Here is a 22,938-nt window from a genome sequence, read left to right on the forward strand (position 1 = left end):
GATGGCGTCGCGCCTGTCGGTGCGGCTCCGGGCGACCCTCGCGACCACCGCCATCGTCGCGGTCGCGCTGGGCGTGGCGGCCGCGGTGCTCGCCGGCGTGCTGACCGGGAGCCTGGCACGGAGCGCCTCCAACGAGGCCGTCCGCCGTGCCGACGCCACCGCCAAGGTGCTCGCCGACAGCGTGACGATCTTCAGGGAGCCCGCGGACAGTGTCACTCTCACGGAGACGTCCCTCCTCGACCCTGATGTCAAGATCTTCGCGTACCCCGTATCGTCGGCCTCCGAGCTTTCGGCCTGGAGATCGACCGCCACCCCGGAACCCAGGAGAAGGACCCCGGGAACCGTGCGGGACTTTCGGAGCAGTACCGCGCCACAGCCCGCCGAGGCAGGGCAGTGGGCGCCCGGCGATGCCTTCGCCCTGGCCACGACGCCCGTGGACACCGCCGACGGTGTGCTGGTCGTGCAGGCCAGGGCGTCGCTGGAGCCGACGGGAGACGCGCTGCGGGCACTGTGGGGCCTGCTGCTACCCGGCATCCCCGCGCTGCTCCTGCTGGTCGCCGTCCTGACCTGGCTCGCCGTCGGCCGGGCACTGGCACCGGTTTCGGCCATCCGCACCGAGATGGCCGACATCACCGCCAACGACCTGCACCGGCGGGTCCCCGTACCGCGGTCGCGCGACGAGATCGCCCGCCTCGCCGAGACCATGAACCGCACGCTCGACCGCCTCGAACTGGCGGTCAGCCGGCACAAGCGCTTCGTCGCCGACGCCGCCCACGAGCTCCGCAGCCCGCTGGCCATCCTGAGGACACGTCTTGAGCTGGCGCCGCCGGGGCCGCTGGCGGCCGAGGCGCTGACCGACGTGGAGCGGATCCAGGCGCTCACCTCCGACCTCCTGCTGCTCGCCCGCCTGGACGCGGCGGAGCCCGCCTGCCACGAGGAGGTGGACCTCGGCCAGGTGACCGCCGAGGAGGCGGCCCGGTCGCGGCCCAGGCCGGAGATCAGGGTGACGCTGGAGGTGGCGGCCGACACGGTGGTCCTCGGCTCGGCCGGGCAGTTGCGCCGCCTGGTGGCCAACCTGGTGGACAACGCCGTACGTCACGCGAACTCCACGGTCACCGTCCGGCTGGCATCCGACGGCGGTGAGGCGGTGCTCGACGTGTGCGACGACGGCCCCGGCATCCCCGCCGAGCACCACGAGGCGGTCTTCGACAGGTTCACCCGGCTGGACGAGGCCAGGGACAGGGACGCGGGCGGATCGGGCCTCGGGCTGGCCATCGCCAGGGACATCGCGGTACGGCACGGCGGCAGCCTGCGCATCGCCGAGGAGGACCGCGGAGCCTGCCTGCAGGCCCGCTTTCCTGTGATATGAACCACACACGCGATCCATTCGTCTCCCGGGAGGCCCGCCATGCCCACCCCCACCCGTCGATTAATGATCTTCCGAGGTCTCGCGGGCGGCGCCGCCGCCGCGATCGCGTCGGCCGTCGCGTGGGTACGCCCGGCCGAGGCGGCCGAGGAGGCCGGGGAGACCGCCGGTCCCGTGCTCGCCAGGACCAGCAGCATCCCCGTCGGCGGCGGCCGGATCATCAACGGCAGATGGGTGGTCACCCAGCCCGTCAAGGGCACCTTCCGCGCCTTCAGCGCCAAATGCACCCACCAGGGCTGCGCGGTCGCCACCATTCGCGGCGGAACCATCAACTGTCCCTGCCACGGCAGCAGGTTCCGGATCGCCGACGGCTCGGTGGCCAGGGGGCCGGCCGGTCGACCGCTGGCCCGCAGGAAGATCAAGGTCTCCAAGGGCGTCATCCGGCTCGGCTGATCGGCCGGTGCTCCCCTGGGCTCCGCACGGGGATGTCTTCATGACGTTCGCGAGCATCCCCGTGCGCCCCGGAGGGGCGCGTCCGGCGTTCTCCGGCTCTGCGGATCCGGTACCGTCGCGCGCTCAGAGCAGGCGTGTCCGGCAGCCCAGTTCGTCGCCGATCCGCCGGAGCCCCGCGGTGAAACCGTCGCTCGCGCTCCTGTCGAGGCCGAAGAAGAAGCGGTTGGCGAGCGGCACGCCCCACCGTCCCCTGGTCGCGACGTTGCGGACCCGGTGGGTGAGCAGGGCGCCCTCCGAGTGCGGCTCGACGGCGTACTCCCCGCGGTACCACCAGCCGCCCTGGAAGACGATGGCGTGTTCGCGTACCTCGACGGTCATGGTGTGTGTCGGCGTGCTGAGGGTGAACCGCTCCGGGCCGCCCGCCACGACGCCGCCGTGCTCCGCCAGCAGCCAGACGTTGTCCGTGCCGACGGGCCCGGGGCGCACGGCCAGCAGCAGCCGCTCCACCCGGTCCACCGGGGCCTCGATCACCCCGGCCGCCTCGAACAGCGGGGTGGACCTCACAGTGAGCTCCCAGGGGTGTTCGGGAACGAGATGAACCGCGAGGCACCGTCTCCGGGTGGCCCGGGCGGTTCCTGGTGCCTCTCCTGTTCTTCGCGCGAATGGGGCGACTCGTCGCCCTCATCGATCCGGCCCGGCGGCTCGCGGTTGAGGCTGCCCGCCCAGGTGATCTCGTCCGACTCCAGCCGGGCGAGGAGGCCGGCCACCCAGTCGAGTTCGGCGGCACGCAGGGCGCGTTCGCATTCGAGCTCCAGCAGGAGCACCGGGGGCAACCCACTCTCGGCGAGCCCTTTGAGGCCGGCGTCGGCCGCGACGACCCTCCCTTCGAGGGTGGCGGCCCTGACCCGCAGCGCCCGCTCCACCTCGGCCGTCGACAGGCACCCCATCAGCGAGACCGCCGCGGTGAAGGTGCGGCTGTCGGGCCCCACCTCCTCAAGCAGCCGCCGCAGCCGGGTGGCGAGCTCCGCCCGTCCCTCGTCCGTCAGCTCGTAGACGGTGCGCTCCGGCCTCCGCCCCTCTTTGCTGGTCTGGACAGCCGCGATCAGCTCGTCCCTGACCAGGCGGTCGACCGCGTGGTAGAGGCTGCGCGGCAGCCCGGTCAGGTAGTCCTTGTGGGTGTCGACGACGAAGCGGTGCATCTCATAGGGGTGGCTCGGCCGGACCGAGAGCAGCGCGAGAACGGTCAGCCCGACCAGATCGACGCCCCTTGCCATGGCCCCTCCCGCACTCCGTGTGGTGCAAAATTCTTTATTGCAATATGCACTATAGAGATATGCCGCAAGCCGCACAAGGCCATGCGCACTCGTATGGCTCGCGAGCGGGTCGGCCGGCGGCGAAGACCGGCGTCCGGGTTCCACGCTTCTCACGCACCCCGCGGGAACCGATCAGGATCGGCCGACGCGGTGCGGCGCGCCCTTCACCCCCAATTCCTCTGAAATATCTGGCGAATATCTCTAAAATCACCTTATCTCGCCGCCTTAAAACACATATCTGCTTTCTCGGGAAAGTCTCTTCACACTAACCGTCGGGTCGCACACGGCGGTATAAGTCTTACTTTCTGGCAAGCGGCATTAGAGGGTTGATCATCACTGTCAGCGGATAGACGTCACATATGCGAAGCACCGTCCGCCGCGCCCTGGTCACAGGCACCATCTTCGCCCTGGCCGCGACCCTGCCCGCCGGCGTCGCGCACGCCGCTATCGACCCCTCCCCGAATTTCCAGCAGGCCCCCCTTCCCGACCAATTCACGATCCTCAAAATGGGCAGCAGGGGAATCGAGGTGCATAATGTGAAGAAAAGGCTTAGAGATCTGGATTTCCCCCCGGGAAATCTCAGCTCCACGTACGATTCCGCGCTGCGCATGACCGTATGGGCCTTCCAGAAGGCCAACGGGCTGAGGCCCGTCGACAGGATCGACCTGCCGACCTGGCAGGCCCTCCTGCGCCCCAGGCGCATCAGGCCCCTGGTGGGATACGGCGGGTCCGAACGGACCGAGATCGACCTGCGACGCCAGCTCCTCACGGTGTGGCGAGGAGGGAAACCCGTGCTGGTGACCCATATCTCGACCGGTGCCCGCAGGTCGTACTGCGAGAAGGGCCACTGCGGGTTCGCCGACACCCCGGTCGGCGACTACCGGGTCGGAGCGCGGGTCCCCGGCTGGTCCACCGGGGTCCTGGGATCGATGTTCTACTCCGTCTACTTCAACGGTGGCATCGCCGTCCACGGCTCCACCCTCGTTCCCCGCTTCCCCGCCTCCCACGGGTGCGTCCGGGTCCCGCTGCACAACGCCGTCCCCCTCTACCGGCTCCTCCAGCCGGGTGATCCGGTGTATGTCCGCCGCCCCGAGGTCCGGGTCGAACGCCGCCCGGAGGCTCACCCGGAACGACCCCGGCGAATCCCCAGGGCTCGGCACCCCGAGGTCCCCCGTGACCCGCGCGGACGCGCCACGTCCGCACGCCCCGCGCACGGCCCGCGGGGAAGGTGACTCGGCGGAACCCGGGCCGCTCCCGTACCGTCGCCGGTCTTTCGGGTGCTCAGCCGGCGAAGGCGTCGAGGGCTGAGAGGATCTCCGTCCTGAACGTGTCGCTGCCGGTGTGCCCGGAGTCCTCGACCACGACCAGCCGGGCGTCGGGCCAGGCCTGAGCGAGTTGCCATGGCGTGTCGAGCGGTCCACCCAGGTCCAGGCGACCGTGGACGAGTACGCCGGGGATCCCGGCCAGCCGTCCGGCCTCGCGCAGCAGGATCCCCTCCTCCAACCAGGCGGCGTTGGAGAAGTAGTGCGCGCAGATCCGCACGAAGGCCAGCAGCGCGGCGGGAGGCCGGCCGCTGTAGGCGTTCGGCGTGCCGTTGGGCTCCAGGGAGACCACCGCGTCCTCCCACGCGGTCCAGTCGTGCGCCGCCCTGGCCCGCACCTCGGGGTCGGGGTCGGCCATGAGCCGTGCGTAGGCCGCGAGCAGATCACCGTCGCGGTCGGCCTCGGGGACTCCCCGCCTGAACCGCTCCCACTCCTCGGGAAAGAACCGCCCGACCCCCCGGTAGAGCCAGTCGATCTCGGAGCGGCGCGTCATCGTGACGCCGGCGACGACCATCTCCGACACCCGCTCGGGGTGGGTCTCGGCGTAGGCGAGCATCAGCGTGGAGCCCCACGATCCGCCGTACAGCAACCACCGGTCGATGCCGAGGTGCTCGCGCAGGCGCTCCATGTCGGCGACCAGATGATGGGTGGTGTTGGTGCTCAGGTCGGTCGCGGGGTCGCCGGCGTGCGGCAGGCTGCGGCCGCAGTTGCGCTGGTCGAACAGGACGATTCGGTACCGCGAGGGGTCGAAGAGGCGACGGTGGCCGGGCCTGCACCCCGACCCGGGACCGCCGTGGACGACGACCGCGGGCTTGCCCGCGGGGTTGCCGCAGACCTCCCAGTAGACGAGGTTGCCGTCACCGGTGTCGAGCAGGCCGTGCTCGTGGGGCTCGATAGGGGGGTACAAGGCGAGTTCCTCTCCGGAGATATGACAGCACTGGTACATCGCGGCGGCGGCCGAGCTGGAGGCGGAAGTGTCCTACCCGCTGAGCAGACGGCCGACGCGGGACAGGATCGCCGGGGCGGTCGACCTGTAGACCGGGCCGTCCCCTATTCCGGCGCCCGCACGCTGCCGATGCCCAGGGTGCTGACCATCGGCAGCATCCCCGACTCGAACACCGCGCCCAGCAGAGGCCGGTTGAGCAGGGCCAGCCGTTGGGCCGACTCGGTCCCGAGCGTGCGCCACGGTCCGGCGGCCAGCTCGTCGGTGATCCGCTCGACCTGGTCACGGAGCGCCCGGCCCGCCGGGGTGGCGCTCCCCTCCGCGTCGACCAGGCCACGGACGGCCAGCCGGTCGCGGGCCGCCGCCCACTCCTCGTCGCTCCAGCCGCGGCCCGCGAAGTTGCTCACCGGTGCGGCCCCGATCGCGGCGAACGAGACCAGCGCCTCGCACCCGTCCAGTCCCGCGGTCGCCAGGGCTGCCAGGTGCCCGTCGCCCCGGTGTTCGCGCAGCACGGTGCAGGCCTGCCAGAGCGCCAGGTGCGGCTCCTCGGGCCAAGGCAGATCGAGGTTGGCGGCGGCCAGGGGGCGGTGGACGACCTCGACGCTCTCGGCGGCCCTGACGGCCAGCACGGCCGCCTCGGCCAGCTCGGGCGTGGCGACCTTGTCACCGAGGAGGGTGCGCAGGGTGCGGTCCACCGCCCGCGACCGGGCCTGGAGCACCGCCTCGGGCCGCGCCGTGGCCCAGATGCCCGGCACGTGCTCGGCGACGGCCGCCGGGCTGAAGCTGTAGTAGGTGCCGGTGACCAGCTTCGGCCCGGCGGCGCCGAGCGGCGCGGTACGCCAGGCGAAGTAGCTCGGCCAGCGTGACTCGACGTCGTAGCCGAGCCGTGCCGCCTCGTCGAAAGCCTCGGGGGAGAAATAGAGCGACGCGTGCACCGGCTCGATCTGGTGCCACATCTGCCGTGCCAGCTTGGAGAACTCCGACATCACAAGCCCCGTTCATCACTATCTATGTAGAATATGACAGTGACAGTAGATCCTTGGCGCATCACTCGTCAACCTCAAATAGACAGTTACGTCGGTAGCAGGATCGAGTTGGCCGCTCTTCTGGTCAACCGCCTCACCGTCACCTCGGCGCACGGCCGCGAGGTCACGCCACCGGCCTCAGGCGCCGAGCGACTGGCCGCGATCGGCGAGGAGAGCGTCGTGACCGACCGGGCTCCCCGTGCCCTCACCGTCACCGAGGCGGATCGGCTGGCCGGGATCGCCGCCCGGCTACGGCCGGCGTTCGGCGCGGGCGAGTCCATCACCGAGGTCGCGACCGCACTCAACGACCTGCTGGTACGGCACGCCGCCGTCCCCAGCCTGCACGTCGATCCGGGTCGGCCACACCGGCTGGCCTTCCACCGGCCCGACGCGCCCCTCGTGGACGCGTGGGCGGCCGACATGGGCACGGCACTGGCCATGGTCATCGGCGTCGGCCAGGCCCCCCGGCTCGGAGCCTGCCAGGCCGACGGGTGCGACCTGGTCTTCTTCGACACCACCCGCAACGGCTCGCGCAGATTCTGCGACCTGTCCTGCCAGAACCGGGCCAAGGCCAGCGCCTACCGCGCCAGACGGCACGCCGCCCGCCACCCCGCGCAGGACGCGGCGTCCAGCACCGACCTCGGGTAGCGGCAGGAGTTGCATCCTGTACCCCGATACAGGCTTACCTTCGGGGTGCGGGCAGCTCGCGGCGGAGACGGGCGGCCTTGGCGCCAGGGAGGAACCCATGGAGTGGGCACCGGCCGAATGCGCGCTTCCGACCGAGGAGCGGCCGTTGCGGGTGGCGGAGTTCGACGAGCTCTTCGCCACCGCGCTGCGCGGGCTGGAACGGGTGGGCCCCGCTCACCTGCGGCTCAGACTGAAGGGCGGAGAGCGGACCGTACGCGACCTGACGGCCAGGGAGACGGAGTGCTGCGCGTTCTTCACCTTCACCCTCACCGCCGACGGCGAGGAGCTGACCCTGGACATCGAGGTGCCCCCGGTTCATTCGAGAGTGCTCGACGGCCTGGCTGGCCTGGCTGTCCGGGCGATCGAGGCGGCTCCCCGGAGCGGCTCATGAGCGGGGAGTGGCTGCGTACCGGAGAGGTCGCGGAAGCGGCCGGGGTCAACGCCCAGACGTTGCGCTACTACCACCGGCGGGGCCTGCTGCGCGAGCCGCGACGGAGCAACGGTGGCCATCGGCTGTATCCACCGGAGACGGTGACCGCGCTCCGTGTGATCAAGGCCGCGCAGCGGCTGGGCTTCACCCTGGACGAGGTGGCCGACCTGGTCGAGTTGGGCGGCCACCGTCACGGCAGGTCCGGCGGCGGTCTGCGAGCACGGGCGACGGCCAAGCTCGCCGAGGTGGAACAGCGGATCGCCGACCTTCGGATGATCCGCGAGACGCTGATCCAGGCGGTGGACGCCGGATGCGACGACCTGGTGGCCTGCGCGGCGAGCCCGTGCTGCCCGCTGCCCTTCTCCGATCTCGCGAGGGAGGAACGGCATGCCGACGTCAACGCTTAGACGCACGCTCCGCACCGGTCTGACATGGCCGGCCGCGGTGGCCTGTGCCGCCTGCTGCGTACTGCCGACGCTGCTGGTCGCCGGGGTGATCGGTGGAACGGGGGTCATCGCCCTCACCGGCGTCATGCCGACGGTGGCTCTCATCCTGGCGGGCCTGGCCGTGTCGGCCTGGGGGCCGGCGTGGTCGCTCCGCCGCCGGAGGCGAGTCGCGGAATGCGCCGGCACCGGCTGTGGCTGCCAGGACCACCGCGTACAGTCACGGTCGTGACCGTCGCCCGATCCCTCCTGCTGTTCGCGATCGCCGCACTCGCCGAGATCGGCGGGGCCTGGCTGGTCTGGCAGGGAGTCAGAGAACAGCGCGGGCTGCTCTGGATCGGGGCCGGATTCGTCGCCCTGGGCCTGTACGGACTGGTGGCCACCTTCCAGCCCGACGCCAACTTCGGCCGCATCCTCGCCGCCTACGGAGGCGTGTTCGTCGCGGGCTCGCTGATCTGGGGCATGGTGGTGGACAGGTTCCAGCCCGACCGCTGGGACATCATCGGGGCCGCCGTCTGCCTGCTCGGCGTGCTGGTCATCATGTACGCCCCGCGGGGGTGACCGGAATCTCCACCGCGACGCGCGGCCACCGATTCAGTAGACGACTTGACGGTCACCGTGGGCGGTGGAGACTGATGCGGTGATTAAAACACTGTGTCCCCGCGACTACAACGAGGCCATCTACGTGGGGCATTTCTTTCGTACCGGCACCCCCGTGGTGATGGACCTCACCAAGCTGCCGGACAGCGAGGCCAAGCAGTTCGTGGATTTCGCCGCCGGCCTGGTGTTCGGCAGGGGCGGGAATATGGACCGCCTGTCTCCGAAGGTGTTCCTGCTGATGCCTCGCGGAACGGCCGAACGATCATCGGCATCTCACGAGGCGCACTAGACCGCCGGCCCGGGTCGCGGGAAATGCATTGATCACCGTACGGACGCTCTCTCGCCGACCATCGAAAACGAACTTTTCCGTCAGGCACAGCGATCACTTGGTGGCCGTCGACGAACCGGGAACAAAAGCGCCCATTCGCAGATAATCCAGAACGGGACTAATTGCTATGCTGGAGATATGACCGCCATGGCACCCGCCCGCACCGAGCCCGATCTGTCGTTCCTGCTGGACCATGCCGGTCACGCGCTGAGAACCCGGATGGCGGCGGCGCTCGCCGAGATCGGCCTGACGCCACGGATGCACTGCGTGCTGGTCCACGCCCTGGAAGAGGAGCGCACCCAGATCCAGCTCGCCGAGATCGGCGACATGGACAAGACCACGATGGTGGTCACGGTCGACGCCCTGGAGGAGGCCGGGCTCGCCGAGCGCCGCCCGTCCAGCACGGACCGGCGGGCCCGCATCATCTCGGTCACCGAGAAGGGTGCCGAGGCCGCCCGGCGGAGCCAGCAGATCGTCGACGGCGTACACAGGGCCGCGCTGGACGCACTGGACGCGGATGAGGCCGAGGTGCTGGTACGTGCCATGAATCGCCTGGTGCAGGGCCATCTGGCCGCCCCCGTCGAGGCGCCACAGGCGGCCCGGCGGGCACGGCAACGCACAAGATAGACCCGAAAGGGATCGTCTATAACAAAACTATCTGTTACGGTCTCTCCTGTTCCCCTTCGAACAGGAGACGGTCATGTCATACACCTCACCCTCGCTCCGATCATCCCGATCACGCTGGTCGGCACTCGCCGTGCTGTCCGCCTCAGCACTGATGACGATCCTGGACGGCAGCATCGTGACCGTGGCGATGCCGGCCATCCAGCGGGATCTGGGCTTCTCGCCCGCCGAACTCAGCTGGACCGTCAACGCGTACCTCATCCCCTTCGGCGGCCTCCTCCTGCTGGCCGGTCGGCTGGGCGACCTCATCGGCCGCAAGACCATGTTCCTGGCGGGCAACGCTGTCTTCACCGTCGCGTCGCTGCTGGCCGGAGCGGCCGCCGGGCCCGGCATGCTGATCGCCGCCCGCTTCCTGCAGGGCATCGGCAGCGCCATGGCCTCCGCGGTCGTACTGGGCATCCTGGTGACGCTGTTCACCGAGGCCAAAGAGCGCGCGAAGGCGATCGGCGTCTTCAGCTTCACCGGTGCCGCCGGAGCCTCGATCGGCCAGGTCCTGGGCGGGGTTCTCACCGACGCGCTCAGCTGGCACTGGATCTTCTTCATCAACCTGCCCATCGGACTGGCCACGATCGCGCTGGCGATCAGGGCGCTGCCAGGCGAGCGGGGGGCAGGACTCGCCGCCGGGGCCGACGCCCTCGGCGCCGTACTGGTCACCGGCGGACTGATGCTGGGCGTCTACACCGTGGTCAAGATCGAGCAGTACGGCTGGCTCGCGACGCACACCCTCGGCTTCGGCGCGGTGTCGCTCGCCCTGCTGGCCGCGTTCTTCATCCGTCAGGCGACCGCGAGGACCCCGCTGATGCCTTTGCGGATCCTCCGTTCGCGCAACGTCTCCGGCGCCAACCTGGCCCAGATGCTGGCGGTGTCCGCCATGTTCGCCTTCCAGATCCTCGTCGCGCTCTACCTGCAGAAGGTCCTCGGCTACGGCGCGCTCGACACCGGCCTGGCGATGCTTCCCGCGGCGGTGGCCATCGGCGGCGTGTCCCTGTTCGTCTCCGCCCGGCTCAACACCCGCTTCGGTGAGCGCGCCGTCCTGCTGGCGGGCCTGGCGCTCCTGTTCGGCGCGATGGTCTGGCTCACCCGTGTCCCGGTCGACGCGGACTACGTCACCGACCTGCTCCCGGTGATGCTGCTCATCGCGGGTGGCGGGTTGATGCTCCCCGCGCTGGCCGCACTCGGCATGTCCGGCGCCAGGGCCGATGACGCGGGCGTGGCGTCCGGGCTGTTCAACACCACCCAGCAGGTCGGCATGGCCACCGGCGTCGCGGTACTGTCCACGCTGGCCGCCTCGCGTACCGAGGAGCTGCTGTCCGCCGGCGAGAGCCAGGCTGCCGCGCTGACCGGCGGCTACCAACTGGCCTTCGGCACCGCCGCCGTTCTGCTCGCGGCCGCCTTCACCGTCGCGCTCATCGTGCTGCGGCAACCCAGGCCGGACACCGCCCCCCAGCACGAGTCCTCCGACGCACCGGCGGTCCGGTCCGGAATCGCCTGATCACCACCGCGACCGGTTCAGCCCCGGCTTTACCCCACTCGCGGAATCTTGACCGGCACCTGGAGGGTCGGTACCCGGCTTCCATGTCACCGCTGGTCACGCTGGGAGCGTCGAACACCGCGTGAGCTGAGTAGAGATTGGGCTGTAATGAGGCGGCTTACAGAGTGGATGGTTCTCGGTTCGGCGGTCCTCGGTGCGATGGCCGCGCTCAGCGCGTCACCTGCCGGCGCTGATTCACTCGGTGACCCTAGGCCAGGCATATCCGATATGTCGGGAGATGAGTTCTCAGCCCGGGCGCTGGTGCTGACGCTCACCCAGGGGGCGACCACCCTGCCGTCGACTCGGACGGTGGTGTTGCAGTGTTCACCGATCGGCGGAGGGACGCACCCGAGGACGCGGGAGGCGTGCGCGGCTCTGGAACCCGCGAGTGGCGACGTGCGTAAGTTCAAGCCCGCGACGGGGCTGATCTGCCCGCTGATCTATGAGCCGGTGACGGTGTCGGCGGTCGGTGTGTGGAAGAGCCGGTTCACCATGTCCTCTCAGACCTTCGGGAACAGCTGCCAGATGCGCAATGCGCTCGGAGTCGTGGGCGGCTTCTGACCACGGTGAACCTGTGCGGTCAGAAGCCCGTGCGGTCAGAAGAGGGTCAGCGGCTCGGCCGGCATGGGCTCGGGCAACGGCTCGACCTCGGGCAGCCGGGCCCGTACGTCGTCGTGAAAACGACGGGCGAGCATCGGCGCGTCGGCGTTGTCGGGAGTATGGATGAACACGGTCGGCGAGCGGCCTTCGCGTAGCCATTCGGTGACCGTGTCGATCCACTGCCGCCAGCCCTCGATCGTGCGCTCCGTGGCGTCCCGGCCGAGGTAGCGCACGATCGGACGGTCGGTGAGCGCGACCGACCGGCGCGGCACACGCGGTTTCTTCGTCCACGCGTCTCGTTCGGCGTCACTGGTCGGAGGGCTCTGGAAGAGGGTGACGGTGTCGAAGGGAACCCATTCGGCACCGACGCCGGCGAGAACCCTTTCGAGAGACCGTCCAGATCGCTCGTCGTCGAAGAACGCGCGGTGGCGGACCTCGACGGCGTATCTGTACGAGCGGGGAAGTCCGCGAAGAAAGCCCGCCAGGGTGCCGAGGTCGGTCGGAGCGAATGATCCCGGCAACTGGATCCAGAGGGCGTGAGCGCGAGGCCCGAGTGGCTCGATCGCCTCCAGGAACGACCGAAGTTCCTCCTCGACTCCGGTGAGGCGGCCCTCGTGCGTGATCGTCCTGGGCAGCTTGACCACCAGGCGGAAGTCCGGGCCGGTCTGCCGCGCCCACGACTCCACCGTGCTTCTCGCCGGTGTCGCGTAGAACGTCGTGTTGCCCTCCACCGCGTTGCACCAGGTCGCGTAGGCCCGCAGGCGTTCTCCGACCGGGAGCGGATGAGGCAGAAAACGCCCCTGCCATGACTTGAGAGTCCACATCGCGCATCCCACATGAAGCCGCATGACCTCGACGTTATCCAAGGCCGGTAGGAGAAGGAACCGGCAGCAGGACTGGGAGGACTCCCTATCCGGATGGACGATCAGTCGGGCACCCGTGAGGACCGGGCGACGGTTGCCAACTGGGATCGGGAGGTGATCCCCAGCTTGGGAAACGCCTTGTAGAGGTGATAGCCGACGGTCCGCGGGCTGAGGAAAAGCTGCGCGGCGATGTCGCGGTTGGAGGCGCCGTTGGCCGCCAGCCGTACGACCTGGCGCTCCCTGGGGGTGAGCACGCTGAGCGGGTCGTCGGCCTTGCGCGGCGCCGCCGGAACGTCTCCGGTCGCGCGCAGCTCCACCCGGGCGCGCTCGGCCCACGGCTCCGCGCCGAGCCGGTCGAAGATCTCCAGTGCGCCGCGCAGTTGCGACCGGGCATCCGCTCGCCGCCGTGCCCGTCGTAGCCACTCGCCGTAGGCGAGCTGCGTCCTCGCCTGCTCGTACGGCTGACCGGCTGCCTCATGGCAGCGCACGGCATGCGCGAAGTGCACCTCGTCCCCCTCGACGAGGGCACGACAGCGCAGCGCGATCGCGTTGGGTGACGGCTGACGGACGTGCCGCGCCCAGGCCAGGTATCGGGCGAGTGGCTCCTTCGCCCGCTCCGGCCGACCGGCGCGAACGGCCGCCTCGACCTGGTCGGCGGCGGAGAGGACGGCGATGCCCGTCAGTGAGATGGCCTCCAACTGCCGGAGGGCGGCGTCCGGGTGGCCCAGGCCGAGTTCGAGCAGGCCGAGTGCCCAGCGTCCGATGGCCGCGGCAAGGGCCTGTCCTTGGCCGTCGGCCCTCGCGATGCCCTCCTCGGCGGTCGCTCGGCACCTCTCCACGTCCCCTTGGTGGGCGAGCACCCATCCGAGAGAGCACATGAGGTGACTGACCCGGTGCTCATGGCCCAGGTCCACCGCCAGCCGCAGTCCTGCGTCCAGGGCCGCCCTGGCCTCGCCGTACCGGCAGAGCCACCCCTGCGCGAGGCCGTGATCCTGGAACGCGAAGGCGAGCCAGCCGATCATTCCGCTCTTCTGACACTCCGTCACGATCTGGCCGGTGATCTTCTCGTAGTGGACGGCGCGGCCCAGCGGAAGGCACAGAGAGGCGGTGAAGGTCAGCCCGGGCACCCCCAGTCCGGCGAGCGCGTGTCCGTCGACCGCCTCGCCCATGAGCCTGGCCCCCTCTTTGATGTCACCGCTCAGCAGGCGGGTCAGCCCGAGCGCCCCGCTGATCAGTGGCGAGTCGGCCTCGGGAAGCGCGCGGAGGCTCGCGGCCGCCTCCTCGGCCAGTCGCGCGTCACCGGCGAACCAGGCGCAGCGGACGGTCTCCACCAGTAGCCAGGTGGCCCACTCCGAGGAGCGAGCCGCCACCCGGGGAACGCCGTCCAGGATGATCCGGCCCGCTGCGAGCGGTGTGCCCAGCTCGAATTCGCGATGGGCACGCACCTGGATCAGCGCGGTGATCACGTCAGGGTCGTCCACATCGGACGTGACGCTGTCGGCGAGCACGGCGGCGCGGCCCATCAGTCCGGCGTCACTCGCCGCCAACGAGGCGGCGGCCAGCCGTCCGGATCGTCGTACCGGATCGGCGGTGAGCTCGGCGGCTCGCTCGTAGGCGGCCGCGCTCGCGGCGTAGCCGCTGCGGGTACGTGCCCGTTCCGCCGCTTCCTCCAGCTCCCGTGCGACTCCCTCGTCAGATCCGAGCACGGCGGCGGCCAGGTGCCACGCCCGCCGGTCGGCCGCATCCACGGCGGCCGAGCCGGTGAGGGCGTCGGCGAGGGCCCGATGTACGGCAAGGCGCCGAGTGACCGGCGCGCTCTGGTAGGCGGCCGACCTGATCAGGGGATGACGGAAGCCGATGGTCGCCCCCCTTATCTCGATCAGGCGGCTCCGCTCGGCTGACTCAAGGCCCTGCAGGGAGGCGCCCGCGGCCGCCACCGTCTCAAGCTCGCCGGAACCGTCCGCCGCCGCGATCAGCAACGCGGTCCGCGCCGGCTCGGAAAGCGCGGCTATCTGTCTTTGGAACGTCTCCCGAACTCGATCGGCGACGGGCATCGCACCCACCGGCGACAATCGCCCCGCCCGCTGTTCCGCGGTGAGCGCGGCAGGCAGCTCGACAAGCGCCAGGGGGTTGCCGTCCGATTCCTCGATGAGGCGTTCTCGCACCTGCGGTGGCAGGTCGGCGGGGAGCAGGGCGGCGGCGGCCGTGCTGTCCAACCCACCCAGCCGGAGCTCGGGCAGCCCCGCGGCGTGGAAACCCGCACGGGCGGCGAAGATCATAACGACGCCTTCGGCCTCAAGGCGGCGGGCGGCGAACACCAGCGCGTCGATGGACGCCCGGTCGAACCACTGCGCGTCGTCGATGAGGCAGAGCAGCGCGCCATCCTCTGCGAGTTCGGAGAGAAGACTCAGCGTGGCCAGCCCGACCAGGAACCGGTTTTCCGGCGCGATGTCGCCCAGGCCGAGGGCTCCGCTGAGTGCGGCGGCCTGCGCATCGGGCAGTGCGCGGATCCGGTCGAGCCCGGTGTGAAGAAGCAGATGAAGCGCGGCGAAGGGCAACTCGGCCTCGGATTCGATGCCGACACCGCGCAGCACTCTCATGCCTTCCGCTCGCGTGGTGGCATAGCGCAGCAGCGCCGACTTACCGATCCCCGCCTGCCCCCGAATGACAAGGGCCCCGCTCTGGCCGGCCCTAGCCTCCGCCAGGAGCCGTTCGATGTCCGTTTGTTCACTGGATCGCCCGTACAGCACGGTCAGGAACCTACCGTCACGATGACTGATTCGGGGTGGCGCGGACCTGCGTAACTTCGTGATCACATGCACGTCAGCACCACGAAGGGATCTTCGAAATGGCCACCATCGCCGGCACCGTCAGGACCACCGACGCCAAGCTGCTCCGCTTCGCCCTCAAGCAGGACGCGGTGGGCACAGGCGCCAACGGAGCCGTCTACGTCATCGTCGCGGCGATCTTCGGCGAGATGTTCGGCCTCCCCGCCGCCTTCCTCTACCCGATCGGCGCGTTCCTGGTCGCTTTCGCGGTCGCCGTGTTCTTCCTCGCCACGCGGCCGACGGTGAGCAAGGCCGCCGTGGGCGTCGTGATGGCCGTCAACATCGCCTGGGTGGCCGCGAGCGCGGAACTGCTCATCGCCGGCTGGTTCCCGCTGACCGGCCTGGGCACCGCGCTGGTGGTCGCACAGGCGGTAGTGGTCGCCGGCTTCACCGGCCTGCAGTTCGCCGGTCTTCGCAAGACCGCGTGAACCCGCCGCGATCCAACGGGGGCCGACGTCGTGTCCCGGCCGATGCTTGACAGGATCCGAGCACGCGGCCGCTTGCGTACGTTCGCGCCTCGTAGGGTCGCAAAATTATTGGACAACGTGTATACCCATGGCGATCGTTGGAGGCATGCGACAGGAGGAGATCTGGGACGTCGACACCGCCCGGCGCTATGACACGCCGGGCATCGGCATGTTCGCGCCCGAGGTCCTGGGGCCGGTCCTGGACCGCCTCTCCGAACTCGCGGGCGACGGGCAGGCGCTCGAGTTCGCCATCGGAACCGGCCGTGTGGCCGTCCCGCTCACCGAGCGAGGGGTGCCCGTCACCGGCATCGAGCTGTCACCTCCGATGATCGACCAACTGCGAACGAAAGCGGACGAAGCGACGATCCCGGTAATCGTCGGCGACATGGCGACCGCCGTCGCCCCGGGGAAGTACACGCTCGTCTACCTCGTCTACAACACGATTTCGAACCTGCTCACCCAGGCCGAGCAGGTCGCGTGCTTCCGCAACGCCGCCCGTCACCTCATACCCGGCGGCCGGTTCGTGATCGAGCTCTGGGTGCCTGAACTGCGCAAGCTCCCACCGGGTCAGCAGGCCACGGTGTGGCATTCCGGGCCCGGCTACATCGGTCTGGACACCTACGACGTTCTGCGTCAACACGTCGTGTCGCACCACTTCACATTCGACGAGAGCAGGCAGGCCCAGCTGTTCCGCAGCCCGCACCGCTACATCTGGCCGGCCGAACTGGACCTCATGGCCCAGTTGGCCGGGTTCGAGCTGGAGAGCAGGCACGCGGACTGGGCCGGGGCCGACTTCACCGCCGAGTCGCGTTCCCACGTGTCCGTCTACCGCATCCCGCCGGACCACCAGCGTCGTCCGAGTACGCGACAGAGGACATGAGTCGGCCCCCGCATCGCCCAGCACCGACGCCACCGAACACCTCGTCCGGCGTGGCCTCGGCGGCGAATTCCCGGTGGATGCCCGGCCGGGCGGCTGAAACCCGCCGACCGGACACTGGTCGCGATGGCCCGCGAGGCGATCCTCCGGGGGGCGCCGGAGGCGGTGGCGCTGTGCTCGCCGGCCGGGCTCTTGAAGGTCGGCAATGCGGAGATCTCCCACGAATACACCGCTGACCTGCGGCGGTACAGAATCCGGCTGGAGGGGAGAGCCTGCGCCAGGTGCCGTCGGCCGCGATCACGCGACGGGCTGACGGTCCGCTCTCGGCTCGATGGTCGCGGACAGATCCGTACGGAGCGCGTACGGCACGAATAGGCCCAGCACGACGATGGCGAGCCCCGTGGCCAGGACGAACACCGTCCGCACGCCCCACAGCTCAGCCGCGACCCCGGCCAACGCCGCGCTGGCGGGAATCACCCCCCAGCTGAGCACCCGAGACGCGGCGTAGATACGCCCCAGCAACTCCGGCGGCGACAGGTTCTGCCGGATCGTGGCCACCAGGATGCGCCAGATGCTCGACCCGGCCCCAGCGATCACCGCCCCGGCGGCCACGGTCCACACCGGTCCGCCCAGCGCCACAGGCGCCACCAGCAGAACGGTTCCGGCGGCGTCGACGATCAGCAGCCTGGTCACCCCGAACCGGCGCCGCAACGGCTCCACCACCCCCGCCGCGAGCAGTCCGCCCACGGCCATCGCCGTCAGCACCAGGCCGTACTGGGCCGCGGTGAGGCCGAGCGGGCCGGGACTGACCGCGTACACGACGAGCAGGGCCGTCGCGACCGCCCAGGGGATGTTCATCACGGCGGTGAAGAGGGTCAGCGTTCGCACCACCGGCTGCCGCCACAGGTACCGGAAGCCGGCGACCACGCCGCCGCCCCTTGAGATTCGGGTCTCGGCGGGCGCCCGGCGCAGGGCCATCATGGCGATGCCCGCGACGGCCAGGACGTAGAGGGCCGCGCTCGCACCGGTGGCCAGAACGAGGGTGAGGCTCGCCAGCAGGCCCGCGAGCGGTGGGCCGGCGAGCTGGTTGGTGACGTTGATGGTCGCCTCGATGCGCGCGTTGGCTCTGTTGCGGCCGGCGGGCTCGACGACCATGGGGATGGTCGAGGTCAGCGCGGTGTCGACCAGCGTCTCGGCCACGCCGAGCAGCACCGCCACGGCGAGGAGCAGCGGCAGCGACAGGGTATCGGTGAAGTGAGCGACGGTGAGCCCGGACAGCACCAGCGCGCGTACCAGGTTGACGCCGCTCAGCAGTGTCCGGCGGTCGACCCGGTCGACGATCCAGCCGGCGTGCAGGCCGAAGACCGGCCATGCCAGGGTGAGCGCCGCCGTCACGGCCGCCACCCCGCCGGGCGAGGCGTCGACGGCGATGGCGAGCAGTGGCAGGACGAACAGCGCCATGCCGTCGCCGAGGTTCGCGGCACCGGTGCCGAACCACAGCGCGTTGAACGACCGACCCAGCGGCAGCGGGAGGAGGCGCATCCGTTTCTTACCTTTCAAATACCTTTGATCGGTCATAGCGTGGCTTAAGTCACCTGACCTGTCAACGGGATTTGATCGGTGAGATACTCGGTGCCGTGACTGCCATCGAGCTGGTTGGGAACGCGCTGTGCCTGGACTTCGCCAACACGGTCAACGCTCGTCCGGTGGCTCGGCGAGACTGGCTGGGTAGCCCGGAGGAGGCTGTGACCTGGGCCGCGGCGACGGGGCATCCGATCGGGGAACCGGACGGGCTCGCGGCGGCCCTGCCGGATGCCCGTGAGCTGCGTGAGGCGGTGTTCCGGGTGTTTCAGCCGCTCGCGCAGGGAGAGCGGGCGCCGCGGCCGGATCTCGATGTCGTCGTCGCGCTGCACGGTGACGGCATCGCCCATGGCCGGCTGGAGGAGGCCGACGGGAACTTCCGGTTCTCCTGGGGGGCGCCACGTACGCCGCGAATCCTGCTCTGGGAGGTCGCGGCCTCGGCGGTCGAGCTGCTCACACACGGGCCGCTGGATCGGCTCGGTGAGTGTCCGTCGTGCTGCTGGCTGTTCCTGGACGTCAGCAAGAATCGTCGCCGCCGGTGGTGCAGCATGACCACCTGTGGCAGCCGCGACAAGTCGCGGCGCTACTACGCGGGACGCTCCGGCTGAGGGCATCGGAGTCGAAATAGAAGTCGGGCGCGTCCCACACCGCCCTGAGCGGCCGAGGCACCTCCCAGCGCGCGTCCAGGTAACGCTCGGCGACCAGCCGCTTCTGCGCCTCGACATCACAGTGGTCGTAGGTGACGGGCTCCTCGGCGTGGAAGCCGAGGTTGACGCGGAGTTCGGTGTTGTCGCGCACCGGGTAGATCATCGATGGTCACTCAGCGAGGCTGTGGCGGCAGCCTGGAGACGCGTCCAGGTCGGAAACGTGCGGGATCTCAGCTGTCTAGCGCTGCTTGAGGCGGAGTGCTTCTTTGCGGACCTCGACCTGGAGGGACTGCTCGCGCTCCAGCCACGCCGGGTTCTCCGCTTTCAGCGCATCGATCTCAGCGGTGGTGAGCGGCCCGGTGATCCCGCCTCTGAGCAGGCCGGCAACGGAGATCCTGAGCTTCGCGGCGATGACCTGCTTGGTGTGCGGGCCGTTGCGGCGCAGGTCAACGAGCCAGGCGGGGGGCGTCGCCTGCAACTCGTTCAGCTCGTCCCTGGAGACGACACTCGCCTGGAACTCGGCGGGAGTGGCCGAGAGGGGAACACCCAGCTTCTTGGCCGCGGTCGCGGGCTTCATTGTCTGGATGGTCTTCGGTTTGGACGAGGTCATGGCGTCAAGAGTAGCCAGCCGGAACAGGTTCCCTTGACATCGATACCCTGGGGAAGTGACCGATGGAGAGACCGGCGGGACGTTTCGACTGGCGTACGTGCCCGGGGTGACACCCGCGAAATGGGTCAACGTCTGGACCGAGAGAATGCCCGGTGTGCCGATCACCCTGGTCGCGGTTCCCACCGCCGAGGTGGTGGGACTCCTACGGAATGGCGGCGCCGACGCCGGATTCGTCAGGCTGCCGGTCGACCGGGACGGGCTCAGTGTGATCCCTCTCTACGTGGAGACCACGGTGGTCGTGGTGCCCAAGGACCACGCGATGGCCGCCGCCGACGAGGTGGCCATCACCGACCTTGACGACGACGAGGTGTTCCACCCTCTGGACGACACCATCGAGTGGACGGTCCGGCCCGGGCTGCCCGCGTTCACCCGCCCGGCCACAACGGCGGACGCGGTCGAGCTGGCAGCGGCCGGCGCGGGGATTCTCCTGGTTCCGATGTCGCTGGCGCGCCTCCACCACCGCGGGGATCTCACGTACCGGCCGGTGCCGGACGCGCCGCAGTCTCAGGTTGCGCTGGCCTGGCCCACGGACGCGACCACCGACCTGGTGGAGGATTTCATCGGCATCGTCCGCGGCCGGACGGTGAACAGCTCGCGGGGCCGTACCCCCGCCTCCCCTGCGGAGAAACCGGCGCAGCGGCAGGCACAAAAACCCGCACAGAACGGCTCCGGTCGCCGGGCCGTGCCGGTCGGCCGTAAAAAGAAGGGCCGCCGACCTCGGTGACCCGCAGACGGATATGCCGATCACCTTTGGTACCAATGTGAACACCGATGGTGTCGAACTGAGGCGGTAGGCATGATGTCGCCGCGTGTCCGATGAATTGCGCGTTCCCACCTCAGCAGAAGGCTTCCTGGACCGAGTTCGGCTCGGCCACGATGAGGGCATGACGGAGAACGGACCAGCGCGGCCGCCGACGGCGGGTGGAAGAGCAGGTTCACCCCCGAACTGGGCGGCGATGAGCGCTCTGGCGGGTGCGGCAGCCGCCGTGGTCGCTCTGGTCGCCTACCTGGTACCACCGACCCCGCCTCCGCAGCCCCCGTCCGACGTGGTGGTCACCACCCCGGCCCCGCCTCCGCCACCACAATCCGACACGGTGGTCACCACCCCACCTCCGCAGCCGTCGTCACCGGATCCGGTCACCACCCGGCCCGCACCGCCGACCCCGCGCCCGTCGCCCGAGTCCGGCGAGCCCCAACCGCCGGCGCCAAGCCCCACGCGAGCGGTCTCGGCTGTCTCCCCGCTGGTGTCGGTGGTCCGGCCCGGGGGCTGCGACGAGACGGCGACGGCGCTGACCACATACCGCCGAAACGCCGGGACCACCCGCAGCGGCCAGGCGGCCGCGGCTCGTCAGACCTACCAGGAGCTGATGGGCGCGGTCCTCGACGCCCAAGGAGCGGTGGGGGCGACGATCAGCCGACTGGCCGCCGAATTCCAGGAACTGAACTTCCGGCTGACCGGCATGACCGGCGGCGATCCCAACCAGGTGATCGCGGACATCAACACGGACCTCGCCGAGCTCAAGAGGCTGTGCGAATCCGGCTGACCGGTGCGCGGCGGGGCTCGGTGGGTCCGCGCCTGAGCGCCGTTCCCACGTGCTCGTCGCCTCCGCTCCGCATGGGCACGGCTTGGCAGGCCGACCGGTAGGCGATCGAGCACATCGTGATCTGATCAGCCTGCCTCAGGTTGCCCGCACATAGATGATCAGGTTTACCCGAGGGGGAGCCGATGGTTTCGGCGTCATTGGGACCGGCGTACCACCGGTTATGGCTGGCGACGGTGCTGTCCAATTTGGGGGATGGGATTCGGATGGCTGCCTTGCCGTTGTTGGCAGCCACCATCACCTCTGATCCAGTCGCGGTGGCCGGTGTCGCCATCGCCGGGCAGAGCCCGTGGTTGTTGTTCGGGCTGTTCGCCGGGGCGGTCGTTGATCGATTCGACCAGCGTCGCCTTGCTGCGGCCGTCGATGTGGTTCGGGTGTCGATGCTGGCCGTCCTGGTCGTTTCGGTTTCTCTGGACGTTGCCGGGATCGCGCTGCTTTACCTGGTGGCGTTCGTCTGTGGTGTGGGTGAGACGCTGCGCGACACCGCAACGGCAACACTCCTTCCGCCTCTGGTGAAAGACGCCGATCTCGATCGGGCCAACGGTGGGTTGGTCAACGCCGAGGTCGCGGGGAACGAACTGGTGGGGCCGCCGATCGGTGGATATCTGTTCGGCGTAGCGCTGGTGCTCCCGTTCGCGGTAAACGGTGGAGCCCTGGCTCTGGCAGCCGCTCTGATCTTCAGCCTGCCCAACGTGTTCGCTCAGAAAGCCGGTTCGTACCGTAGTAAGGGTCAGATCTGGAGTGACACTCGCGCCGGTCTGCGGTGGCTGATCGAACATCCTCGCTTGCGGATGATCGTGGGCTTGGGTGCCGTGTTCGCGGCGATGGACAGTGCCTGGTTCGCCGTGCTCGTGCTCTACGTGCCTCAGGTTCTCGGTCTACCGGCTTGGGGCTATGGCGTGTTGCTGGGCGTCGGCGCCGTTGGGGGGCTCGCCGGAGGGTTCTTCGCGACACGGGTCACCCGAATGATCGGACCCGCGGGAGCTCTGGCCGGGTGCCTCGGTTGCGCCGCGACCGGGCAGCTGATGATCGGACTTACCGCTTCCGCCGTCGTGGTGGCCGCGGGTCTGGTCATCACGAGTGCCGCGTTCGGCGTGTGGGCCGTCGTGGCTCGTACTACTCGTCAGCGACTCACTCCAGCCGAGATGCTCGGTCGAGTGAGCAGCGCGGCGATGACCACGGTGATGAGCGCGTCTCCGCTGGGAGCCCTCCTCGGTGGCCTGCTTGCGACCGGGTGGGGGTTGAGAGCGCCGATCCTCGTTGGAGTTCCGGTCTTAACGGTGGCGGCTGTCGTTTGCCTCCTCGCGATGCGCGAACGCGATTGAGTCGCGTAAGCGTCGGCTCATTCCGTCGCCCCAGCCCCTGACCCGCCTGGCTCATCCAGGGGCGATGGCGACGGGATGATCTGGCTTCCTCCTCGGCCGTCTACGGACTCCAGGGCCGGGCGGCGATCATCCCGGAGCCGGAGGCATCGAATTCAGCGGCTCGTGATGCTTGTGGTCGTAGAACCTGGGATGCCCGCAGTAGCAGATGCCGGTCCACATGCGGTCTGGGTCGGTGGACTGCTCGGGTCCGGCTCCGCATGCGGGGCAGGTGACAGAAGGCTGGTCGTCTGCCGTGTGGAGCGGCTCGTCCATGACGGCACTGTATGACGCGACGAAGTAGTACCGGTCGCCGGA

General features: G+C 69.7%; 27 protein-coding genes. 18 read left to right on the top strand and 9 right to left on the bottom strand.

What is annotated here, in order from left to right; genetic code table 11:
• Nucleotide 1: 1 nt before the first annotated feature.
• Both AB0J58_RS11550 and AB0J58_RS11555 read left to right on the top strand, forming a co-directional pair.
• The gene (locus tag AB0J58_RS11550) at nucleotides 2-1,369 is read left to right on the top strand and encodes a HAMP domain-containing sensor histidine kinase (RefSeq protein WP_364213567.1); all 1,368 of its coding nucleotides are present in this window, start codon (nucleotides 2-4) and stop codon (nucleotides 1,367-1,369) included.
• A gap of 39 nt (nucleotides 1,370-1,408) precedes the next feature.
• Nucleotides 1,409-1,819 (top strand): Rieske (2Fe-2S) protein, encoded by a 411-nt coding sequence (locus AB0J58_RS11555; protein ID WP_364213570.1) that lies wholly within the window; start codon nucleotides 1,409-1,411, stop codon nucleotides 1,817-1,819.
• A gap of 123 nt (nucleotides 1,820-1,942) precedes the next feature.
• On the opposite strand, the gene AB0J58_RS11560 is transcribed toward AB0J58_RS11555, so the two are convergent.
• Nucleotides 1,943-2,383, bottom strand: coding sequence for a hypothetical protein (locus AB0J58_RS11560; protein ID WP_364213573.1), 441 nt, complete (start codon nucleotides 2,381-2,383; stop codon nucleotides 1,943-1,945).
• On the bottom strand, nucleotides 2,380-3,093 hold the full coding sequence (locus AB0J58_RS11565) for a PadR family transcriptional regulator (protein WP_364213575.1): 714 nt from the start codon (nucleotides 3,091-3,093) through the stop codon (nucleotides 2,380-2,382). Before AB0J58_RS11565 ends, AB0J58_RS11560 begins: the two co-directional genes overlap by 4 nt.
• Before the next feature lie 398 nt (nucleotides 3,094-3,491).
• Between AB0J58_RS11565 and AB0J58_RS11570 the strand changes: the two genes are divergently transcribed.
• Nucleotides 3,492-4,364, top strand: coding sequence for a L,D-transpeptidase family protein (locus AB0J58_RS11570; RefSeq protein WP_364213578.1), 873 nt, complete (start codon nucleotides 3,492-3,494; stop codon nucleotides 4,362-4,364).
• A gap of 49 nt (nucleotides 4,365-4,413) precedes the next feature.
• Here the strand turns inward: AB0J58_RS11570 and pip are convergent, their stop codons facing one another.
• Entirely contained in the window at nucleotides 4,414-5,361 is a 948-nt protein-coding gene (gene pip / locus AB0J58_RS11575; RefSeq protein ID WP_364213581.1) for a prolyl aminopeptidase, read from the bottom strand.
• Between the two features lie 143 nt (nucleotides 5,362-5,504).
• Complete coding sequence (locus tag AB0J58_RS11580) at nucleotides 5,505-6,383, bottom strand: hypothetical protein (protein ID WP_364213584.1); 879 nt, start codon at nucleotides 6,381-6,383, stop codon at nucleotides 5,505-5,507.
• Nucleotides 6,384-6,491: 108 nt separating this feature from the next.
• Here AB0J58_RS11580 and AB0J58_RS11585 point away from each other — a divergent pair, with 108 nt between their 5' ends.
• From AB0J58_RS11585 to AB0J58_RS11625, 9 genes are all read left to right on the top strand, one after another.
• A complete protein-coding gene (locus AB0J58_RS11585; protein ID WP_364213587.1) occupies nucleotides 6,492-7,070 on the top strand; it encodes a CGNR zinc finger domain-containing protein in 579 nt (192 codons plus the stop codon).
• A 97-nt stretch (nucleotides 7,071-7,167) separates the two neighbouring features.
• On the top strand, nucleotides 7,168-7,500 hold the full coding sequence (locus tag AB0J58_RS11590; RefSeq protein ID WP_364213590.1) for a hypothetical protein: 333 nt from the start codon (nucleotides 7,168-7,170) through the stop codon (nucleotides 7,498-7,500).
• The gene (locus AB0J58_RS11595) at nucleotides 7,497-7,946 is read left to right on the top strand and encodes a MerR family transcriptional regulator (RefSeq protein WP_364213592.1); all 450 of its coding nucleotides are present in this window, start codon (nucleotides 7,497-7,499) and stop codon (nucleotides 7,944-7,946) included. The genes AB0J58_RS11590 and AB0J58_RS11595 overlap by 4 nt, the downstream gene beginning before the upstream one ends.
• A complete protein-coding gene (locus AB0J58_RS11600; protein ID WP_364213594.1) occupies nucleotides 7,927-8,214 on the top strand; it encodes a hypothetical protein in 288 nt (95 codons plus the stop codon). Before AB0J58_RS11595 ends, AB0J58_RS11600 begins: the two co-directional genes overlap by 20 nt.
• The gene (locus tag AB0J58_RS11605; protein WP_364154681.1) at nucleotides 8,211-8,543 is read left to right on the top strand and encodes a YnfA family protein; all 333 of its coding nucleotides are present in this window, start codon (nucleotides 8,211-8,213) and stop codon (nucleotides 8,541-8,543) included. The genes AB0J58_RS11600 and AB0J58_RS11605 overlap by 4 nt, the downstream gene beginning before the upstream one ends.
• Nucleotides 8,544-8,622: 79 nt before the next feature.
• Nucleotides 8,623-8,871, top strand: a complete 249-nt coding sequence (locus AB0J58_RS11610; RefSeq protein ID WP_364213597.1) for a cell division protein SepF — start codon at nucleotides 8,623-8,625, stop codon at nucleotides 8,869-8,871.
• Between the two features lie 177 nt (nucleotides 8,872-9,048).
• Nucleotides 9,049-9,537, top strand: coding sequence for a MarR family transcriptional regulator (locus AB0J58_RS11615; RefSeq protein ID WP_343970611.1), 489 nt, complete (start codon nucleotides 9,049-9,051; stop codon nucleotides 9,535-9,537).
• A gap of 73 nt (nucleotides 9,538-9,610) precedes the next feature.
• Nucleotides 9,611-11,086 carry an MFS transporter gene (locus AB0J58_RS11620; protein ID WP_364213600.1) on the top strand — a complete coding sequence of 492 codons (1,476 nt, stop codon included), beginning with the start codon at nucleotides 9,611-9,613 and terminating at the stop codon, nucleotides 11,084-11,086.
• A gap of 267 nt (nucleotides 11,087-11,353) precedes the next feature.
• A complete protein-coding gene (locus AB0J58_RS11625) occupies nucleotides 11,354-11,686 on the top strand; it encodes an SSI family serine proteinase inhibitor (protein ID WP_364213603.1) in 333 nt (110 codons plus the stop codon).
• A 35-nt stretch (nucleotides 11,687-11,721) separates the two neighbouring features.
• Here the strand turns inward: AB0J58_RS11625 and AB0J58_RS11630 are convergent, their stop codons facing one another.
• Both AB0J58_RS11630 and AB0J58_RS11635 read right to left on the bottom strand, forming a co-directional pair.
• Nucleotides 11,722-12,573 carry a DUF72 domain-containing protein gene (locus AB0J58_RS11630; protein WP_364213606.1) on the bottom strand — a complete coding sequence of 284 codons (852 nt, stop codon included), beginning with the start codon at nucleotides 12,571-12,573 and terminating at the stop codon, nucleotides 11,722-11,724.
• Between the two features lie 77 nt (nucleotides 12,574-12,650).
• The gene (locus AB0J58_RS11635) at nucleotides 12,651-15,338 is read right to left on the bottom strand and encodes an AAA family ATPase (protein WP_364213609.1); all 2,688 of its coding nucleotides are present in this window, start codon (nucleotides 15,336-15,338) and stop codon (nucleotides 12,651-12,653) included.
• Between the two features lie 98 nt (nucleotides 15,339-15,436).
• Here AB0J58_RS11635 and AB0J58_RS11640 point away from each other — a divergent pair, with 98 nt between their 5' ends.
• Together AB0J58_RS11640 and AB0J58_RS11645 are read left to right on the top strand one after the other, a co-directional pair.
• Nucleotides 15,437-15,844, top strand: coding sequence for a hypothetical protein (locus AB0J58_RS11640; protein ID WP_364213612.1), 408 nt, complete (start codon nucleotides 15,437-15,439; stop codon nucleotides 15,842-15,844).
• A gap of 127 nt (nucleotides 15,845-15,971) precedes the next feature.
• Entirely contained in the window at nucleotides 15,972-16,763 is a 792-nt protein-coding gene (locus AB0J58_RS11645) for a class I SAM-dependent methyltransferase (protein ID WP_364213615.1), read from the top strand.
• Nucleotides 16,764-17,057: 294 nt separating this feature from the next.
• Here the strand turns inward: AB0J58_RS11645 and AB0J58_RS11650 are convergent, their stop codons facing one another.
• Nucleotides 17,058-18,302: an MFS transporter gene (locus tag AB0J58_RS11650; RefSeq protein WP_364213618.1), complete on the bottom strand. Its 1,245-nt coding sequence runs from the start codon at nucleotides 18,300-18,302 to the stop codon at nucleotides 17,058-17,060.
• Between the two features lie 95 nt (nucleotides 18,303-18,397).
• Between AB0J58_RS11650 and AB0J58_RS11655 the strand changes: the two genes are divergently transcribed.
• Nucleotides 18,398-18,949 carry an ABATE domain-containing protein gene (locus AB0J58_RS11655; RefSeq protein ID WP_364213621.1) on the top strand — a complete coding sequence of 184 codons (552 nt, stop codon included), beginning with the start codon at nucleotides 18,398-18,400 and terminating at the stop codon, nucleotides 18,947-18,949.
• 277 nt (nucleotides 18,950-19,226) lie between these two features.
• Here the strand turns inward: AB0J58_RS11655 and AB0J58_RS11660 are convergent, their stop codons facing one another.
• The gene (locus AB0J58_RS11660; protein ID WP_364213623.1) at nucleotides 19,227-19,598 is read right to left on the bottom strand and encodes a DUF5997 family protein; all 372 of its coding nucleotides are present in this window, start codon (nucleotides 19,596-19,598) and stop codon (nucleotides 19,227-19,229) included.
• 55 nt (nucleotides 19,599-19,653) lie between these two features.
• Here AB0J58_RS11660 and AB0J58_RS11665 point away from each other — a divergent pair, with 55 nt between their 5' ends.
• The 3 genes from AB0J58_RS11665 to AB0J58_RS11675 all read left to right on the top strand — a co-directional run bounded on the left by AB0J58_RS11665 (nucleotide 19,654) and on the right by AB0J58_RS11675 (nucleotide 22,584).
• Complete coding sequence (locus tag AB0J58_RS11665) at nucleotides 19,654-20,382, top strand: LysR family substrate-binding domain-containing protein (RefSeq protein ID WP_364213626.1); 729 nt, start codon at nucleotides 19,654-19,656, stop codon at nucleotides 20,380-20,382.
• A 232-nt stretch (nucleotides 20,383-20,614) separates the two neighbouring features.
• Nucleotides 20,615-21,202: a hypothetical protein gene (locus tag AB0J58_RS11670; RefSeq protein ID WP_364213628.1), complete on the top strand. Its 588-nt coding sequence runs from the start codon at nucleotides 20,615-20,617 to the stop codon at nucleotides 21,200-21,202.
• Nucleotides 21,203-21,384: 182 nt separating this feature from the next.
• Nucleotides 21,385-22,584 (top strand): MFS transporter, encoded by a 1,200-nt coding sequence (locus AB0J58_RS11675; RefSeq protein ID WP_364213630.1) that lies wholly within the window; start codon nucleotides 21,385-21,387, stop codon nucleotides 22,582-22,584.
• A 126-nt stretch (nucleotides 22,585-22,710) separates the two neighbouring features.
• On the opposite strand, the gene AB0J58_RS11680 is transcribed toward AB0J58_RS11675, so the two are convergent.
• A complete protein-coding gene (locus tag AB0J58_RS11680) occupies nucleotides 22,711-22,896 on the bottom strand; it encodes a hypothetical protein (RefSeq protein WP_364213632.1) in 186 nt (61 codons plus the stop codon).
• Nucleotides 22,897-22,938 lie beyond the last annotated feature (42 nt).

Source organism: Streptosporangium sp. NPDC049644, assembly GCF_040675205.1.
Classification (GTDB): domain Bacteria; phylum Actinomycetota; class Actinomycetes; order Streptosporangiales; family Streptosporangiaceae; genus Streptosporangium; species Streptosporangium fukuiense.

Excerpts from the sequence above, each read along its gene's own strand:
- AB0J58_RS11550 (WP_364213567.1), top strand. The coding sequence starts at position 2 with ATGGCGTCGCGCCTGTCGGTGCGGCTCCGGGCGACCCTCGCGACCACC.
- AB0J58_RS11555 (WP_364213570.1), top strand. The coding sequence starts at position 1,409 with ATGCCCACCCCCACCCGTCGATTAATGATCTTCCGAGGTCTCGCGGGC.
- AB0J58_RS11565 (WP_364213575.1), bottom strand. The coding sequence starts at position 3,093 with ATGGCAAGGGGCGTCGATCTGGTCGGGCTGACCGTTCTCGCGCTGCTC.
- AB0J58_RS11570 (WP_364213578.1), top strand. The coding sequence starts at position 3,492 with ATGCGAAGCACCGTCCGCCGCGCCCTGGTCACAGGCACCATCTTCGCC.
- AB0J58_RS11580 (WP_364213584.1), bottom strand. The coding sequence starts at position 6,383 with ATGTCGGAGTTCTCCAAGCTGGCACGGCAGATGTGGCACCAGATCGAG.
- AB0J58_RS11590 (WP_364213590.1), top strand. The coding sequence starts at position 7,168 with ATGGAGTGGGCACCGGCCGAATGCGCGCTTCCGACCGAGGAGCGGCCG.
- AB0J58_RS11595 (WP_364213592.1), top strand. The coding sequence starts at position 7,497 with ATGAGCGGGGAGTGGCTGCGTACCGGAGAGGTCGCGGAAGCGGCCGGG.
- AB0J58_RS11600 (WP_364213594.1), top strand. The coding sequence starts at position 7,927 with ATGCCGACGTCAACGCTTAGACGCACGCTCCGCACCGGTCTGACATGG.
- AB0J58_RS11615 (WP_343970611.1), top strand. The coding sequence starts at position 9,049 with ATGACCGCCATGGCACCCGCCCGCACCGAGCCCGATCTGTCGTTCCTG.
- AB0J58_RS11620 (WP_364213600.1), top strand. The coding sequence starts at position 9,611 with ATGTCATACACCTCACCCTCGCTCCGATCATCCCGATCACGCTGGTCG.
- AB0J58_RS11625 (WP_364213603.1), top strand. The coding sequence starts at position 11,354 with ATGTCGGGAGATGAGTTCTCAGCCCGGGCGCTGGTGCTGACGCTCACC.
- AB0J58_RS11630 (WP_364213606.1), bottom strand. The coding sequence starts at position 12,573 with ATGCGGCTTCATGTGGGATGCGCGATGTGGACTCTCAAGTCATGGCAG.
- AB0J58_RS11640 (WP_364213612.1), top strand. The coding sequence starts at position 15,437 with ATGGCCACCATCGCCGGCACCGTCAGGACCACCGACGCCAAGCTGCTC.
- AB0J58_RS11645 (WP_364213615.1), top strand. The coding sequence starts at position 15,972 with ATGGCGATCGTTGGAGGCATGCGACAGGAGGAGATCTGGGACGTCGAC.
- AB0J58_RS11650 (WP_364213618.1), bottom strand. The coding sequence starts at position 18,302 with ATGCGCCTCCTCCCGCTGCCGCTGGGTCGGTCGTTCAACGCGCTGTGG.
- AB0J58_RS11660 (WP_364213623.1), bottom strand. The coding sequence starts at position 19,598 with ATGACCTCGTCCAAACCGAAGACCATCCAGACAATGAAGCCCGCGACC.
- AB0J58_RS11670 (WP_364213628.1), top strand. The coding sequence starts at position 20,615 with ATGAGCGCTCTGGCGGGTGCGGCAGCCGCCGTGGTCGCTCTGGTCGCC.
- AB0J58_RS11675 (WP_364213630.1), top strand. The coding sequence starts at position 21,385 with ATGGTTTCGGCGTCATTGGGACCGGCGTACCACCGGTTATGGCTGGCG.
- AB0J58_RS11680 (WP_364213632.1), bottom strand. The coding sequence starts at position 22,896 with ATGGACGAGCCGCTCCACACGGCAGACGACCAGCCTTCTGTCACCTGC.